The 16641-nt window shown below is 29.3% G+C and carries 15 protein-coding genes, 1 pseudogene and 1 riboswitch; of the genes and pseudogenes, 8 read left to right on the plus strand and 8 right to left on the minus strand.

The window, feature by feature from the left end:
• The first annotated feature begins 11 nt into the window (after window positions 1–11).
• On the plus strand, window positions 12–425 hold the full coding sequence (locus tag NSU06_RS00745) for a universal stress protein (RefSeq protein ID WP_000278297.1): 414 nt from the start codon (window positions 12–14) through the stop codon (window positions 423–425).
• A gap of 669 nt (window positions 426–1094) precedes the next feature.
• Here the strand turns inward: NSU06_RS00745 and NSU06_RS00750 are convergent.
• The 3 genes from NSU06_RS00750 to NSU06_RS00760 form a co-directional block, all read right to left on the minus strand.
• Window positions 1095–1616, minus strand: coding sequence for a DsbA family protein (locus NSU06_RS00750; protein ID WP_080982415.1), 522 nt, complete (start codon window positions 1614–1616; stop codon window positions 1095–1097).
• A gap of 114 nt (window positions 1617–1730) precedes the next feature.
• Complete coding sequence (locus NSU06_RS00755; RefSeq protein ID WP_048679959.1) at window positions 1731–1994, minus strand: hypothetical protein; 264 nt, start codon at window positions 1992–1994, stop codon at window positions 1731–1733.
• 8 nt (window positions 1995–2002) lie between these two features.
• Complete coding sequence (locus NSU06_RS00760) at window positions 2003–2281, minus strand: hypothetical protein (RefSeq protein WP_231098523.1); 279 nt, start codon at window positions 2279–2281, stop codon at window positions 2003–2005.
• A gap of 716 nt (window positions 2282–2997) precedes the next feature.
• On the opposite strand from NSU06_RS00760, the gene NSU06_RS00765 reads away from it, so the two are divergent.
• Window positions 2998–3606 carry an NDxxF motif lipoprotein gene (locus NSU06_RS00765; protein WP_048679962.1) on the plus strand — a complete coding sequence of 203 codons (609 nt, stop codon included), beginning with the start codon at window positions 2998–3000 and terminating at the stop codon, window positions 3604–3606.
• A 1305-nt stretch (window positions 3607–4911) separates the two neighbouring features.
• On the opposite strand, the gene NSU06_RS00770 is transcribed toward NSU06_RS00765, so the two are convergent.
• Window positions 4912–6276 (minus strand): FAD-dependent oxidoreductase, encoded by a 1365-nt coding sequence (locus NSU06_RS00770; protein ID WP_048681262.1) that lies wholly within the window; start codon window positions 6274–6276, stop codon window positions 4912–4914.
• A gap of 772 nt (window positions 6277–7048) precedes the next feature.
• Between NSU06_RS00770 and NSU06_RS00775 the strand changes: the two genes are divergently transcribed.
• Window positions 7049–7657 carry a stage II sporulation protein M gene (locus NSU06_RS00775; RefSeq protein WP_049415249.1) on the plus strand — a complete coding sequence of 203 codons (609 nt, stop codon included), beginning with the start codon at window positions 7049–7051 and terminating at the stop codon, window positions 7655–7657.
• 561 nt (window positions 7658–8218) lie between these two features.
• Here NSU06_RS00775 and NSU06_RS00780 read toward each other — a convergent pair.
• Window positions 8219–8650: a universal stress protein gene (locus NSU06_RS00780; protein WP_048680008.1), complete on the minus strand. Its 432-nt coding sequence runs from the start codon at window positions 8648–8650 to the stop codon at window positions 8219–8221.
• A gap of 907 nt (window positions 8651–9557) precedes the next feature.
• Here NSU06_RS00780 and NSU06_RS00785 point away from each other — a divergent pair.
• Window positions 9558–9830 carry a hypothetical protein gene (locus tag NSU06_RS00785; protein WP_049415701.1) on the plus strand — a complete coding sequence of 91 codons (273 nt, stop codon included), beginning with the start codon at window positions 9558–9560 and terminating at the stop codon, window positions 9828–9830.
• A gap of 511 nt (window positions 9831–10341) precedes the next feature.
• Here NSU06_RS00785 and NSU06_RS00790 read toward each other — a convergent pair.
• Complete coding sequence (locus NSU06_RS00790) at window positions 10342–10971, minus strand: DUF5079 family protein (protein ID WP_048680339.1); 630 nt, start codon at window positions 10969–10971, stop codon at window positions 10342–10344.
• A 367-nt stretch (window positions 10972–11338) separates the two neighbouring features.
• Between NSU06_RS00790 and NSU06_RS00795 the strand changes: the two genes are divergently transcribed.
• Entirely contained in the window at window positions 11339–11602 is a 264-nt protein-coding gene (locus tag NSU06_RS00795) for a hypothetical protein (RefSeq protein WP_048680341.1), read from the plus strand.
• Window positions 11603–11829: 227 nt separating this feature from the next.
• On the opposite strand, the gene NSU06_RS00800 is transcribed toward NSU06_RS00795, so the two are convergent.
• Window positions 11830–12741 carry an ABC transporter substrate-binding protein gene (locus NSU06_RS00800; protein WP_167805812.1) on the minus strand — a complete coding sequence of 304 codons (912 nt, stop codon included), beginning with the start codon at window positions 12739–12741 and terminating at the stop codon, window positions 11830–11832.
• Between the two features lie 60 nt (window positions 12742–12801).
• A riboswitch (TPP riboswitch) is annotated at window positions 12802–12903 on the minus strand.
• A 322-nt stretch (window positions 12904–13225) separates the two neighbouring features.
• Window positions 13226–13309: pseudogene (locus NSU06_RS00805) on the minus strand (hypothetical protein); the annotation flags it as partial.
• On the opposite strand from NSU06_RS00805, the gene NSU06_RS00810 reads away from it, so the two are divergent.
• The 3 genes from NSU06_RS00810 (at window position 13269) to arcC (ending at window position 16397) form a co-directional block, all read left to right on the plus strand.
• The gene (locus tag NSU06_RS00810) at window positions 13269–14270 is read left to right on the plus strand and encodes a PTS sugar transporter subunit IIC (RefSeq protein WP_233654757.1); all 1002 of its coding nucleotides are present in this window, start codon (window positions 13269–13271) and stop codon (window positions 14268–14270) included. The pseudogene NSU06_RS00805 and the gene NSU06_RS00810 overlap by 41 nt on opposite strands.
• Before the next feature lie 178 nt (window positions 14271–14448).
• Window positions 14449–15447 carry an ornithine carbamoyltransferase gene (gene argF / locus NSU06_RS00815; RefSeq protein WP_048680351.1) on the plus strand — a complete coding sequence of 333 codons (999 nt, stop codon included), beginning with the start codon at window positions 14449–14451 and terminating at the stop codon, window positions 15445–15447.
• Window positions 15448–15467: 20 nt separating this feature from the next.
• Entirely contained in the window at window positions 15468–16397 is a 930-nt protein-coding gene (gene arcC / locus NSU06_RS00820) for a carbamate kinase (RefSeq protein ID WP_340779046.1), read from the plus strand.
• The last annotated feature ends 244 nt before the right edge of the window (window positions 16398–16641 follow it).

Genomic DNA, 16641 nt, shown 5'->3' on the forward strand with positions numbered 1-16641 from the left:
GAGCGTTATTTATGTATAAATCAATTTTATTAGCAGCAGATGGATCAGAGAATAGTTTGCGTTCAGCAAAAGAGGTTTTAAATTTTATAGATGATAATACGATTGTTACTATTCTTACAGTTGTAGATGTTGAGGAATCGAAAACAGATGTTTTACATGGTAAACAAAGTTCCAGTTTGACGAATGAAAGAGAAGACAAACTCTCTCATATCACTGAGTTATTTGTAGAGCATAATGTAAAATATGAAATGAAAATTGCACATGGTGTTCCTGCGGACACAGTTGTTTCAGTTGCCAATAGTGGAGAATTTCAAGCTATTGTTTTAGGAACACGTGGATTAAATAGTTTGCAAGAAATGGTGTTAGGTAGCGTCAGTCACAAAGTAGCAAAACGTTCAGAAATTCCCGTTGTTATTGTAAAATAGTCTGTCTAACTTAATCCTTTCACGGATTGAGTTTTATTTTAGAGGTGAATAATAGATGAAAACCAAAAATTTCTATTATGGTTGGGTTATTGTATTTAACGAGTCCATATTGTGAAACTTTGGAAGACTTACAACACGATATAACCACAAATCAACACTCTACGATTTTTTCAGAAGAAAATATAGTTGGCGCATTTGAAATTAAAGAAAACATAATAGTCAACATTTATATAAAATTTTCATTTCTCAAAATGAACAGAATAATGGAATTAGTAAATTAACTATGAAAATGATTTTCGAAAAATTTACTAATAAAAATAAATAGACCGTTTATACTCCTCATAAAAATTGTAGAAATTACCACTTCTATGAATCTTTAGGGTTTGAAAAGTATGGTGAGGCTATTTTATCAGATAAATTAACATTATTTAAATATGCTAAATATAACTAAAAATAATATCTCCATTATATATAGTTATGTATATCTCCTGGAGTTTATTCAACTAATATCTGACAGTAATTAACATAATAGATGATTATGGGTAGTATCTTTGTATAACTTATTCATTTCTTTGATATAGTGTTTCTTCAATTTCAGCTATTTTTTCTAATATATTTTTAATATCGATTTTTGAAAATTCATCAATATGATTACCTTTTTTAAATTAATTACTTCAAATACTTTTTATATTCTGTATAACTATAAGGATCTTTCAATTTTTTACCGTTTACATAAACAGTTGGCGCCTCTTTAACTTTTTTATCTTTATAAAGTTTTATATCTTTCTGAGCATCTTTCCAAGATTGACTATTTTTATTTTTATAGTCTTTTTTAATTTTTTTTGCTTTTTTATCACTAATATTGAGTTTATCAATTTGTCGGTCAATTAATTGTTCAGTTAACCATTCATTTTCATGATTAGGTTGTTTTGAAAAAATTAATTTTTGAAATTCTAAATAACGGTTAGGGGCAATATTTTGAACTACATGACTAGCTCTAGATCCTTTGATTGCATCTTTACCTAAGAATGCCATATTTACAAATTTATAATCAGCCTTATCTTTATCAAGATAATCTTTTTGTAATTTAAGCACAATATTAGTTTCTACTTTTTTACAATAAGGGCACTTGTAGTATCCATAAATAATTATTTTCTTTTTGAGCATCCTACTAAAATAAAAACAAGACATATTATTAAAATTACGTTACTCTTTTTCATATTTTTTCTCCCACAAAATATATAGCACATCAAATATTTTAATATTTGATGTGCTATAGTTTAATCTTATATATTCATTATAATATTAAAGTATAAATATAAAGAATATAAGAACAACTACTATATTAATAGGTAACAATGTGAAGCACATTTTTTTTGCTTTTTCCTGTAGTGAGTATTCTTTACTTAAATCACGTTCAATAAAAAATGTACTTCCAATTAAGATAATAAATAATAAAATATAAAGTAAAAGACTTTTAATCACTAAGTTTGTCATTGGAATTGCAAAAATAAATAAGATAGTTGCTTGACTTATAGTGAAAAAATATTTATCTATTAATTTTTTCATCTTTTCACCTACGCATGATTACAAGCAATAGATTCTCCAGCATATAACGCTCCCATTCCTGCTGCGACTCCCCAGCCAACAGGTCCGCTAACTCCTAATGTTACCATTGCTCTTGATGTAGCTGTAGTATGAGCAAAACCAGTTACAGTTATAGCATCGCAAGCATCTCTATTACTCGTACTTGTACTATTTTTTTGTTGTTTTTCAACTTCTTTTTTAAAAGCTACTAAATTTTCTTTCGCTTTTTTACCATTTTTTCCTTGCATAGTTTTATTATATTGATTCACATAGTTCTCAACATCATTAACTGTAACATCTAAACTAGAATTGCTTAGTTCATTCTTTAAATATTCTTTATCAATAATTTGTAATTCACCATTATCATTTCTTTCGAGATTATCATAAATAATATTGGCTATATTTTGATTGATTTTGTAATCTTCTTGATTAGCCTCCTAATATTTTTATATTTAAACCTTAACAAAAAATCATATTCTATTTAAACATCTAATTTACATTTTTTATTATTTATTTATAAAATTTTATAATGGTGGCTAGCAATTAGCCACTATTTTTTCGTGAGAAAAAATCCTAAGGGACTTGGAGATGTTCCCCCAACAAGCCGGAGACACTACCATGTATGTGGCTAGAAAAGCCAGTACTCCAAACCACTATATTACTTAAATAACCTTTGCATGTTTTATATGCTTAGGTTACGTTAAGTAATAACTTTCGAAGAAAGCGTGGTGAGAATGAATGAGTGAACGAGATACATTTGTGGTTAGCGACGATACTCTTAGGAAAAACCGAAAACCTAACCGCAAGGAGCCACAAGGGAGAAGTCGAGAGAAAACGCCTAATTGATTAAATAAAAGTAGAGATATGAGAGAAGTTCAAAGTGAAAAGTACGATCAAGATTTAGAATATAATCGAAAAGAATTTTTAAAACAACTTGAAAAAGATTGGTAAGAATAAAGAAAAGCTTAAAAAAGGAGAATTTTAAATGAATTTAAAGAAATTTTTTGTGTTAATAATGGTTTCTCTTTTATTTTTTTCATTAACTGCTTGTGGTAACTCTACAGAAAAATCAAAAAATCAAACTTCTAATAAAAATGAACTACCAGCAATACCTAAACAAGTATTTTCATCTAGTAAAATTAATGAAAATATCAGTAAAAAAGAAATTAAAAAGAGTGTTTCAAAATATTTAGATATAAATCATGCTTTAATTGAAAATATTGAAAGTTTAAGTAATAAAGATAACTTAAATAAAAATGAGTTAAAAAAATTAAATTCATTAACTGAAATGAATGATAAAAATGATAGTAATTTTTCTAACTTTATTCAAAACACTAATTTACCAAATGGATATAAAGATGGAGTGTTTAAAACTAAAGATTATATAACAACTGCTAATCAGTACTTAAAAAAATTGAATACACAAATACAAAAAGTAAATAAAAATTCTAATTCAGATAATCTATCTATAAAAGATATTGATGAAATAAATTCAATTAATGAACAATATAAAAAAGACGTAAATGGAAAAAAACAAAAAGAAGTAGAAACATTTTTAAAAGATAAAAATATAAAAACTAAAGCATTTAACTAATAAAATACTTAGTTGATTTTTGAGTGATTAAAATTTTATACACGAATGTGATCATAAAGTTTTAGAACGAATTTGCGTCCACCTTTTATTTTTTATATAAATAGTCACCAATAAATTCTACTAAAAAATGAATAATTGTACCTAAAATAATAGCTAATAAACAAAGTAAGATAATACTATATTTGTCGCTTAGTGAAAATAAAGAATACAATAAAATCAAAATTACAACTAATGTTGTTTTAAAAGTGTTTTTGAAAGTCTTTTTATTTATTTTCCTCATCTCCTTCTCTAAATTTAAATTAACAAAAAATAATATTTACATAAATGAATTTTTTTTATTATCAGTCTATAAAAGTTCTATATTCAATAAAAAGAAGAATCAAAAACCAACCATTAGTATTATTCTAATGGCTATTATCTTGGTCATTTAGGCTATTTAATGTTTATTTTACTAACAGAATAAATCTATATAATATTAACTAATAAAAATAGATAATAAAGTGTCAGATCAATGGTATATAAAGGAGGAATAAACAGTAGTAAAGAAAAGACTTAAACGCTGTTAAATCAATGTTTAAACCTTTTAATTTGTTTGACATAATCAGTGATTTATAGGAAGTTATTTCGTATATTATATATATTTTAAGCCTGTTGTTGAGACATTTATTGAAAATATTGCTTATAATGAAACCAAATTAATAAACATTAATAGCTATATTTTTATTTATTAATTTGATGATTTGAAACTATGAGTGGCTAGTAAAGATGAAAAAGTACTCTTAAACTTTGATGTTATAGGTTTTTTACGTTTTTTATGCTTTTTTGTTTCTGTGGGAATGATAGCGCTCAACCGGCATGGTTGACCACTTTTCATACTAACTTTTAAGTTTGTATATAAATGGACAGTGTCTAAAAAATTATTCACTGGTTTTGTTCAAATTTTAGTTGGTGTACTTAAAATACAGTTATTTGACTCATATTTGCGTTTTAAGAGCTTATATAAAATTACCTCTAAATCTTTGAAATACCCCTTAAATTTAAAAATAAAGGTATTTAAAAATGAAAAAAGCTACTAGTGAAATCAAGCAAATCGTGAAGAATTGGAAAAAGAAAAGAAGGTTAATCAAACTCGCCACATTAAAGAAATGTATCTCTAAATAAAGTAAGAATCGATGAGTGGGTATGCAGACTTATCGATTCTTTTATATGCTTTCAAAGGGTTGGAGTCTCTTTGAAATAGTATTAAGCTCATTAAAAAGGTGCATCTCCCTGAGGAGAGACGCACCTTTTTTTGTCCGTAAGGGTTTAGAAGAGTTGTTTGTCTTTAGGGAAGACATCGTCGCCTAGTGCGCGTTGTGCTAGGATGTTCAAGTAGTTCCATGGACGGTTAAAGTCTGGTTGGAAGAAGAAGTCGACTAATGCGAGTTCTTCTAATGTCCAGCCTGCATTGACTGCAACCGATAGTGTGTTGATAGATTCTACTAAGTCTTCCGTACTCATAATTTGTCCGCCCAGAATGCGATGTGTATCTTCATCGAACATGATTTTAAGATGAACTGTTGTATCGTCTTGACGGAATTTAGGACGCACAGGTACTTCGATATATTTTGCTCCTAAGTTGCCGTCGTAACTGTCTTTTTCTGTTTCATGTACGCCTGTTTGACCGAATTTGTAATCGAATAAAGAAAGACCAGATGTGCCTGAAACGCGTGGCATCTTCATGTCTTTGCCTGCCATGTTGCGTGCTGCTACGTAACCTTGACGACGAGAGTTAGTTGCAAGTGCAATATAGCGGTCTTCGTTGATAGGCGCAAATGGAATAAGCGTTGCGTCGCCACTTGCATAAACGTCTTTTTCTGATGTTTCTAAGCGGTCGTTGATTTTGATAATGCCTTTTTTACCGAGTTCAACTTTGCCGTCTAACCATTCTGTTGCAGGTTTAACGCCGACAGCAAATAATACTGTATCTGCTTCGTATTCGCCGTCATCTGTGACTACGGCTGTGACATTGTTGTTATCGTCTGCTTTCAAGGCTTTAACGCTCGCATTTCCTTTGAATTTTAAGCCGTGTTCGGCAATGTTTTTCTCTAAAATATCTGTAAATTCTTTATCTAAATAAGTGTTGATAATACGATCGTGGTCATCCATAAGTGTTGTATCGATGCCGGCTTTGGTAAAGGCTTCGGCTGCTTCGATACCGATATAACCGCCGCCGACTACAATGGCTTTCTTCGCATGTTGAATGCGTTCTTTGATTTTGCCGGCCCATTCTTCACCACGCATAAATAAGACATTATTGTACTCGTTGATGCCATTGATTGGTAGTTCGTTTGGTACAGCGCCTGGGCTTAAGAATAATTTATCATAAGAGACTTCTGAAGTGTTGCCATCTTTTTTAATAGTCACGGTTTTATTTTGAGTATCTAAATCCGTTACCGTTGTTTGAAGATGCAAGTTCACGCCTTGTTCTTTTAACGATTCTGCATCTGCATAATGCAAGGATTGTAATGATGGTGCAACATCTTCTAAATAACTTTGAATACCACAAGATAAGAATGAAGGTGTCTCGGCACTTTCAAATACTTCGATTTCCGCCTCTGGATCTGATATTAATAATGTTTCTATTGCAGCATAGCCTGCATGTGATGTTCCGACTACTACGTATTTCATAATAGTGAAGTCCTCCTTTGGTTGAGCATTTCCGCTCTTCTTTATCTATTTTAAAAGTTGATTTAATTTTCTTCACATTTGTATTTACCCTTCAGAAGGCGTTTTATTCAGTAGAGTAGGGTAATATAGGCAGTGTTAATAAAATTGTTATAATTGTGATCGTTTTAGGATATTTGTTGTTTATTTTATTAACAGAATAAAGATACAAATTGAGAATATTCGTTTTAATATAGATAATACAAATAAGATTAATCAAATAACAACTAACGATTTTACTTTATTATTCTAATCACTTATTTGAGAAATAGGAGTTTTTTTAATGAAGAAAAACAAAAAAGTAACCATTAATACTACTTTTCATGTAATTAACTGTATAATGATCTTTATCGTAGCCGCATTGTTAAAAAAATATGTTTTATCAAACACCATGATATTTTAGGTACGATACTTTATACAATAATTATGCTAATAAGCACAGTAGTAATATACAATGTTCATTTATACTTTTTAAAAAAATTAAAAAAATAATTCATGAAGAATGCTCTTTTTTGTTAATTTATACTGTAAAATTAACTTTGAAAGTATGTACAGGTATACAAAATTATCATAAAAGTCTAAAAAAATAGACGAATTAAATTGCCCGTTTTTTATGCATGTAAGACTAAATAAAGATACAAAATGTACGTCAATGAGAATAAATAAAAACTTATAATCAAGATAAGAAGAAACTCGTTTCACTTGTTTTAAAAAACAAGAGAAAAAGGAGTAGATCATGTTAAAAATCAAAGACGAAAATTATTTCAAAAGATCACTAAAAATATTCATAATAGCAACAAGTCTTTTATTACTAAGTTTCACTCTATCAATTATATTCAATCCATCATTTGAAACATTTAAAAATATATCAAATAAAGTACCTTCTAGTCTTGATAATGCACAAGGTTTAAATAAACTATGGCAATATATATTAAATAATGCCATCCGAGTCCCATTTCAAATGTTTATCTTTTCTTTAATCCCAATACCATTTCTATATTTTTTAAATATAGTTTCCACAAGTATAATTACAGGAATTGCATTTGGTTTCGCAATCCATTTTGATTTTAATAAAGGTCTTCTTATGGTTTTATCTTCTATACCACATGCAATAATTGAAACATTCGCAATGTGTTTTGTTATCAGTGGTTTATATAAATTAAATAAAACAATCATTAGAAAAATAAGTAATCTTTTTAGAAAGAATAAAAAACAGAATTTTTCGTTTGTATTAGCTTTTAGTAATTTACTTAAAATATATTTTCTAATTGCTTTGCCTTTATACATACTCGCAGCATTTTTAGAGACATACTTTACAGATTTTATTTATAACTTATTTACCTAACATCAATGTTGCTTTATTCCAATTGTTTTATTTTGGAGGCTAGTAAATGATACCTGTCATAAGACAATTTATTTCATTTTTTTTAATTTTAGTAACCTATGGATTAATACACAGAGGCTACATGAATATTAGTTGGGATATTCTAATAATCATGTGTGGGATATTTTTCGGTTTTCTCGTTATGTTTTATTTTTCAGTTTATAAAAGTTCAGAATTCAGTAAAAGAAAAATAAAAATAATAGCCTATATCAGTTCTATGTTAACGATTATTATTATTTTTATCCTGGGACATTTAACATGGATCTTATTAACAAAATAAATTTCAGTAAAATAGCTCACACTATGCCGACATTCGTCTACAAGTTTAGTTAAGGGTTCTTCTCAACTTCAATAAATTTTCTCGGCATAAATGCGTGTCTAATCTTTTTTAGAACGACTAATCAAAAAATAATCTAAAAAATCACAAACCAAAATTAAAAAAATAAAAAAGCCTAAATACTCTCTCGATTTGTGAGAAAGTATTTAGGCTTTTTGAATTAATAAATTTCTTACTTCTTATGTTTATTTAACAATTAGTACTGGGACAGAACTTCTTTTAGCAATCTTATGTGTAACATCTCCTAAAACATGTTTAATATTCAAATCGACTCTATGATTACTCATAATTACTAAATCAAATTCACCATTATTTATATCTTTAGAAGTAATTTTTTCTAAGATTGTATCTTTAATATGCCCAAAATCTACATCTATTTTATATTGAATATCTCTTTTTTCTAATTCACGTAAAAATGGAGTGAGTTTTTTTTCTTTTTCTCTAATAATATCTTCTTTATGCTTATTATAATACTTGACACTAATTGCAAGATCATTTTCTGTTACAACGTGATAAATTACAACAACTGAATCTTCATCGGTGACTTTTTCTAAATAGTCAGGGATAGCACTAAAATCATTTTCGAAATCATAGGGTAATAATATATTTTTGAACATCTACACCAGCCTCCTATTACTTATTATTTAGATGTCTATTACTTATATATACCCTAAATATATATACTTATTCTGGTTCTGTTGCAAAGTAAAAAATATAGCTAACTACTATTTGAAATTTTAAGATACTTTTTTAGAGCATTTAGAGAGATTTATAGAATAATAAACAGGTTAAAAAGTAATAGGAAAATAGGAATTTGGATAAAAAAATCAATCCTATTTATAGAATTGACGTCGACTGAAGACTATGAAATCAACTAAAATAATAGTATTCAGACAATTTAAAGTGGTCTTGTAACAATTGTAAATAGTATGCAATATTAGAGGTTATAGTATCGATCAATTCTTATTCAATATTAACTATAAGTATTGTTATATCAGCGTTTATGATAATTTTAAAAAGAGCACTTAATTAAAAGAAAATAGAGATATAGATGTATTCTAATATTGATTGGACCATTTCAATTAATATTATTAAATAAGCAGTTAACATAAGTGATAATTATCAGAAGTTCCGTCACTATAAAACTAATTATTATCCATTTTTATCCTTTCTTTAAGATTGAGAGATAGTAAAAAAGTTAACTACACTTGTAGCTAACTTTTTTTGTTCGAAGAAAATAAAAATGCACCTAAGAATAATAAAGGAAAAATAACGAATAAACGAGTAATAAAAAGGTTTTTGCCAATAATGATAGGTAAAAATATATAAATAATAAAAGATAATATGAAACAAAGAAAATATATTTTTTTATTTGTACTCATGTCATCACATCTCCAGTATTATTGTATTATAACTTTTTTAATTGTTCTTTAGGTTGCCAATCTCCGCTATTAGTTCAGAACATTATCTAAAGATTGCTACCAATCTAAAAATATAATACTAATGTAGGAGGCTAATAGATAAATGATAACTTTTATATACCAACTTATTTTATTTTTTATAATTATAGGAACGTATGCTTTAATGCGTGGAGGATACATGGATATTGAATGGAATTTTTTATTATCTATGTATGGCATGTTCGTTGGATACTTGGTAATGTTCTATTTTTCGATTTATGCTAATACTGACTTTAGTAGAAGAACAATAAAAATAATAACAACAATCAGTATTATTTTAATGACTATTATCTTAGTTATTTTAGGACATTTGTTGTTTATTTTACTAACAGAATAAATATACAAAAGGAGAATATTCTTTTTAATATAGCTAATACGGATAAGATTAATCAAATAACAACTAACGATTTTACTTTATTATTCTAATCACTTATTTGAGAAATGAGAGTTTTTTTAATGAAGAAAAACAAAAAAGTAACCATTAATACTACCTTTCATGTAATTAACTGTATAATAATCTTTATCGTAGCCGTAGTGTTAAAAAAATATGTTTTATCAAACACCATGATATTTTAGGTACGATACTTTATATAATAATTATGCTAATAAGCGCAGTAGTGATATACAATGTTCATTTATACTTTTTAAAAAAATTAAAAAAATAATTCATGGAGAAAGCTCTTTTTTGTTAAATTTATACCATTGTATAAATATCATTTGAAATAAAAAACGCTTGAATTCTTTTCATCGTCTCTTTCCAATAATATGGATGAATAGAAAATTCCATTTTGCTATATAAGACCTTATCAATACGTCTATTTTCATTATTACTTTCTTGTTATTGTTTTTTATTTGTTTTTTGTCTCTGTGTACACGCGACCATACAGTAAATAATAAATAGTTACTAAAAAATTGCAGGCAAAAATATACAATATTGACATTAAAAATACAAAATGGGAATCGGCTATGTTTGGAATTATTATATATTCTATAATTTTTTGTATATATATCAACGAAGCAATAGCCTTCAAAATAATAATGACGATTCTTTTATCATATTTTAACCACTTGGGAGAGAATCTCATTAGTAATACACTTAATATATGCATAGTTGTACAAACAAGTAATGTTATAAAACCGATATACCAATATTTATCCAAATAATATTGATGTTCAGCGGCTACAAAAAAATATAAATTATAAAAAGTTAGATACGAGACATAGAGACTTAATATATTTACTATTAAATATCGCTTCGCTTTATTTATGGGATTATCAATTTTCTTTTCAAAAAATTGGAATAGTGCAAGCAAATTAATAACTAATGCAAAACCTGTAGTAATGATTAGATAATTAGGTGTTCTTTCAAGTGTAAGATCAAATTGATATTGTATATATGAGAAAAATATAAACAATAATGAGAATATATTTACTACTTGTATTGCTGGTTTTCTTAAACGATTTAATGATTCTTCCAATTTATTTAGCCACCTTTATGAAAATATTGAACTGATGGATGTCCCAAAATGTTTTACATTATTAATGCTATCAGACATTAAATTTTTGAAACTCTTCAACATAACAAAATTTCTTATGACGCTCACTTTTTCATTAGCTTTATCCTTAACAATATCAGTAGCAGATTTACCACTGAAAAATTTCTATTCAGACAAGAGTAATATGCCTGTAACGACTACTAAATCTAATCCCGCTCCTATTGGTCTAGCAATATTTGCTCCTATAGAAGTTGAGAACTATGTTGATACATTTGAGAATCTTTTAATTAATATATGTAACATTTTGATAATATGAATTTATGAATAATTAAAAAGGAGCATTTTAGGTATGAAGCAATATATGTTATCAAAAGTATTGTTAAGTGTATCTATTGTAACAGAGTCTGTTGTAGCTCCAATAGTAGTATCTAATGCTAATCAAATTCATGCAGCTGACAAACAAGATGGTATTAGTAACTTAACTCAAAAAAATAAAAGTGTTCTACATTTATCTATTACCGATAGTAATATTACTGGTAAAATAAATGATAATGAAATCTTAACACTATCAGATGGTAAGACGACAAAACAAATTGGTATAAATGTACTTTAGGTACAGCTACTGATGCTGTTATTGACGGCATATCTGGTGGCGTTACTGGTGCTACAGCTTACATGTTCTTTCTCAATTAAGGAAAAATGAAGTAGTTCAGTTCTAGGTAGCGGCAATGCTAAAAATGAAGAAATATATTTAGATATTGAAGAGAATGGCAATATTTTAGAAGTAAAAGAGTCTCTTACAATTTAAAAATTGTAGAGACTCTGAATATAAACTTGAGTTTAGTTAGCATATCTACTAAATAGTAATTGATTTGTGAAATATTCTTTAGGTTCGATTGTTTTTTTAATTTTACCTGTTTCTTTTAACCATAATTGTAAATCATTGTAAAAGTCAGAACTCATTGATAAATCGTTAGTGAAACATTTTGCTGTGGCTTGTATTGTGGATTTGTTTAAATCTTCACTTACGTCTGTATTCGTATATGAAGAATAGATATTAATTGCTTCTTCAAGGTTAGTCTTAATGTATTGAATTGCTTTTTGTATAACTTTAATAAATGTTTTGATTTTTTCTTCTTCAGAGTGTAACTTATCAGGGGTAGTGATAAAAATTAATTGGCAAAAGTCAGGAACATTGTAATCTTTTAATGCGAAATAATCGACATTTAATCCTTTACTTTTTGCTTCTAAAATTTCAAAGTTTTCAAAGATAAGTGTTGCTGCATCTGCTTTATCATTTAACAACGCATCAGTATGATAAAAACTATTATTTATTGGTATAATATCACCATCTGTATATTGAGCACCATCAGTTTCAATCATGGTTTTTGCAATAGCAATACCACCAAGACCTGGAGCTCCTGGGTACTGAAGACGTTTGCCAATTAAATCTTTTGGTGTTTTAATACCTTTATCTTTTTTATACATTATACCGCCGTTGGTGTGTAAGAATCTTGCGAAGCCTACAACATTTTGGTTGGATGCTTTATCTTCTACTAAATGGATAGGTTCTGTAATTGCGATATCCATTGTACCTTTTTCGATTTCATCTAAAGCATCAAAATGTTCTTCAGGTTCAATCATCTCAATCTCTAAATCTTGTTCCTTAAACCATCCTTTTTCTATACCTAAAATTAATGGCATGTGATCAGGATTTAAAAACCATTCTAAACCAACTCTTAATTTCTCCATAAAAAAATCCTCCAATAACTCAATTTTCTACGCAAAAAAGTGAATACTGAAAGACGTCAAGTAATATGTAAGTCACTTTCCTACGATGGTACTAACCAACAGGTTTAAGGGTTGAAAGTAAGTACTTTCTCTCAGCAATCAATCGCACCCCTAGTGAATATGTTGTTATATACATTAACATAACATATATTCTAGGTTAATTAAATCTGATATTTTGTTTACATTTACTTTATCAGATTATTTCATTTGTATATTTATATCATTTTGTCGATCATTTCATAATGTGTAAGATAGATATATTTTGAAGTAATTAAGTAAAAAATAAACGGAATTTTCAATTTAATTTAAAAAATTAAAAAATTCCGTGAAATATATTTCGTTTTTTAGTAAACTGTCTACTAAGGAAGAAAGTAAGTAGTGAGATATTGTCTGATTTGAAGCCATACCTCACATCTAAATTAAATATAAGGGGATGACAGTAGACTATGGATTTATTAATTGGTACGTTGTTTTTAGTTTTAGTCTTAGTGATTTTTACGTTATTTACATATAAAGCACCTAGTGGTATGCGTGCGATGGGAGCTTTAGCTAATGCAGCCATTGCGACATTTTTAGTAGAAGCTTTTAACAAATATGTAGGTGGAGAAGTATTTGGTATTAAATTTTTAGAACAACTAGGTGACGCTGCGGGAGGTCTTGGTGGTGTCGCTGCTGCTGGGTTAACTGCCTTAGCTATTGGTGTTTCACCTGTGTATGCATTAGTTATCGGAGCTGCTTGTGGTGGTTTAGACTTACTTCCAGGGTTCTTTGCTGGGTATATTGTAGGTTATCTTATGAAATATACAGAAAAATATGTTCCAGATGGTGTAGATCTTATTGGTTCAATCGTTCTTCTTGCACCACTTGCACGTTTAATTGCGACGGGTTTAACGCCAGTAGTGAATAATACATTACTAAAAATTGGTGACATTATTAAAAGTAGTACGGACACAAATCCAATTATTATGGGGATTATTCTTGGAGGCATTATTACTGTTGTAGGTACAGCGCCGTTAAGTTCAATGGCTTTAACCGCCTTACTTGGTTTAACTGGCGTGCCAATGGCCATTGGTGCTATGGCTGCATTTAGTTCGGCATTTATGAATGGTACGCTGTTCCATCGTTTAAAATTAGGAGATCGTAAGTCAACGATTTCAGTAAGTATTGAACCGTTATCTCAAGCTGATATTGTCTCTGCGAACCCGATACCAGTGTATGTGACAAACTTCTTTGGAGGAGCTGTTGCAGGTTTAATTATTGCTTTATCTGGTATGATCAATGACGCAACAGGTACAGCAACACCTATTGCAGGCTTCTTAGTGATGTTTGGTTTTAATAGTCCAATGAAAGTGATTATCTATGGTGTTGTAATGGCCATTGTAGGTGGTTTAGCAGGCTTCCTTGGTTCTCTTGCATTCAAAAAATATCCAATTGTTACAAAACAAGATATGATAGATCGTGAAGCAAAAAGAAAAGTTAAAACAGCATAAATATGAGTAACTTCTTTGTCAAAATATGGCAAAGAAGTTTTTTTGTTATATGTTTTGAATTTCTATCTTATATTTTTTGTGTAATAATATAATAAAAAGTTATACATATTGTACTATCAATACACATTATGTGTATTGGGTTTTAAATGTTAAATCTCTGACAAAGGAGTGGATCAAGATGCAAAATTTAAGAAATAGAAATTTTTTAACATTACTTGATTTTTCAAAAAAAGAAATGGAATTCTTACTTAATCTCTCTGAAGATTTAAAACGTGCAAAATATGCAGGCATCGAACAACAAAGACTTAAAGGTAAAAATATCGCTTTAATTTTCGAAAAAAATTCTACGCGCACACGTTGTGCCTTTGAAACGGCAGCTTATGATCAAGGTGCTCATGTGACGTATCTTGGGCCTACAGGTACACAAATGGGAGTGAAAGAAACGGCTAAAGATACGGCTCGTGTTTTAGGTGGGATGTATGACGGTATCGAATATCGCGGATTCTCTCAACGTACTATTGAAGAAATTGCAGAATATGCTGGTGTTCCGGTTTGGAATGGTTTAACGAATGAAGATCATCCAACACAAGTGCTTGCTGATTTTTTAACTGCAAAAGAAGTATTAAAAAAACCTTATGAAGACATTCATTTCACATATATTGGTGATGGACGTAATAATATGGCAAATGCATTGATGCAAGGTGCAGCGATTATGGGGATGACTTTTCATCTTGTGTGTCCAAAAGAGTTAAGACCTAAAGATGAGTTACTAGAAACATGCCAGTCATTGGCTGATAAAAATGGCGGTACTATTTTAGTGACTGACAATATTGACCAAGGGGTGAAAGGATCGGATGTGATTGCTACAGATGTGTGGGTGTCGATGGGTGAGTCCGATGATATTTGGGAAGAACGTATTAAATTATTAGAACCTTATCGTGTAACAAAAGAATTAATAGAAAAAACAGGCAATCCACATACCATTTTTGAACACTGTTTACCTGCTTTCCATAATACAGAAACAGAGATTGGTAAACAAATTAAAGAAAAATATGGTTTGAATGAAATGGAAGTCACAGATGAGGTTTTCGAAAGTGATCGTTCTGTTGTCTTTCAAGAAGCCGAAAACAGAGCACATACGATTAAAGCAGTAATGGTGGCAACTTTAGGCGAATAGAGAAAAAGGGGGACCTATGGATGTCTAAAATCGTGGTCGCATTAGGTGGTAATGCTTTAGGAGAATCACCGAAAGAACAATTAGAACTTGTAAAAGGAACAGCTCAATCATTAGTCGGTTTAATCAACAAAGGATATGAAGTGGTCATTAGTCATGGGAATGGACCACAAGTGGGAAGTATTAATTTAGGGTTAAATTATGCAGCAGAACATGAACAAGGCCCGCCTTTCCCATTCCCTGAATGTGGCGCAATGAGTCAGGCGTATATCGGTTATCAGATGCAAGAAAGCTTACTTAATGAATTACATGCACTAGGGATTAATAAAGAAGTCGTGACACTTGTGACACAAGTCGAAGTAGCAAACGATGATCCAGCGTTTCAACTTCCAACGAAACCTATTGGCTTATTTTATACTAAAGAACAAGCTGAAAAAACTAAAGAAGAAAAAGGATATACTTTTATGGAAGATGCAGGACGTGGATATCGTCGCGTTGTGCCTTCTCCTCAACCTATTAATATTGTTGAACTTGATAGTATTGAAACACTCATTAAACATGGTACGCTTGTGATTGCAGCGGGTGGTGGCGGCATCCCAGTTGTTAAGGAACGAGGTCGTTATCAAGGTGTCGATGCAGTCATTGATAAAGATAAGACAAGTGCATTACTTGCAGCGCATTTACAATCGGATCAATTAATTATTTTAACAGCTGTTGATTATGTTTATATTAATTACGGAAAAGACAATCAAGAAGGACTAGGTGACGTCACAGTCGATGATATGAAAGGATATATTGCCGATAATCAATTTGCGCAAGGCAGTATGTTGCCAAAAGTAGAAGCAGCTCTTCAATTTATTGAAAAGAATCCCAAAGGTAGCGTGTTGATTACTTCTTTATCAGGTTTAGATGATGCGTTAGAAGGTAAAATTGGTACACGTATTACAAAATAAATAGTTATATTAAATCGCTTGAGCCTAATATATGTATTTTACATATGTAGGCTCAAGTTTTTTTATGAGTTATTCAAATATCTAATGGTTACAAGTTACACTTCGGGTTGTCTGAGGTTATATTCATAGACCATTTCATTTTAAAACATCCTTTGATTTAATCAAAGAATAATGTAAACTTATAATTATATAAAGTTTACAATTATGAGTTTTATTAGTGTATTTTAAAAGATAGGAGTGACAA

This window comes from Staphylococcus sp. FSL W8-1270 (genome assembly GCF_038007165.1).
GTDB lineage: Bacteria > Bacillota > Bacilli > Staphylococcales > Staphylococcaceae > Staphylococcus > Staphylococcus hominis.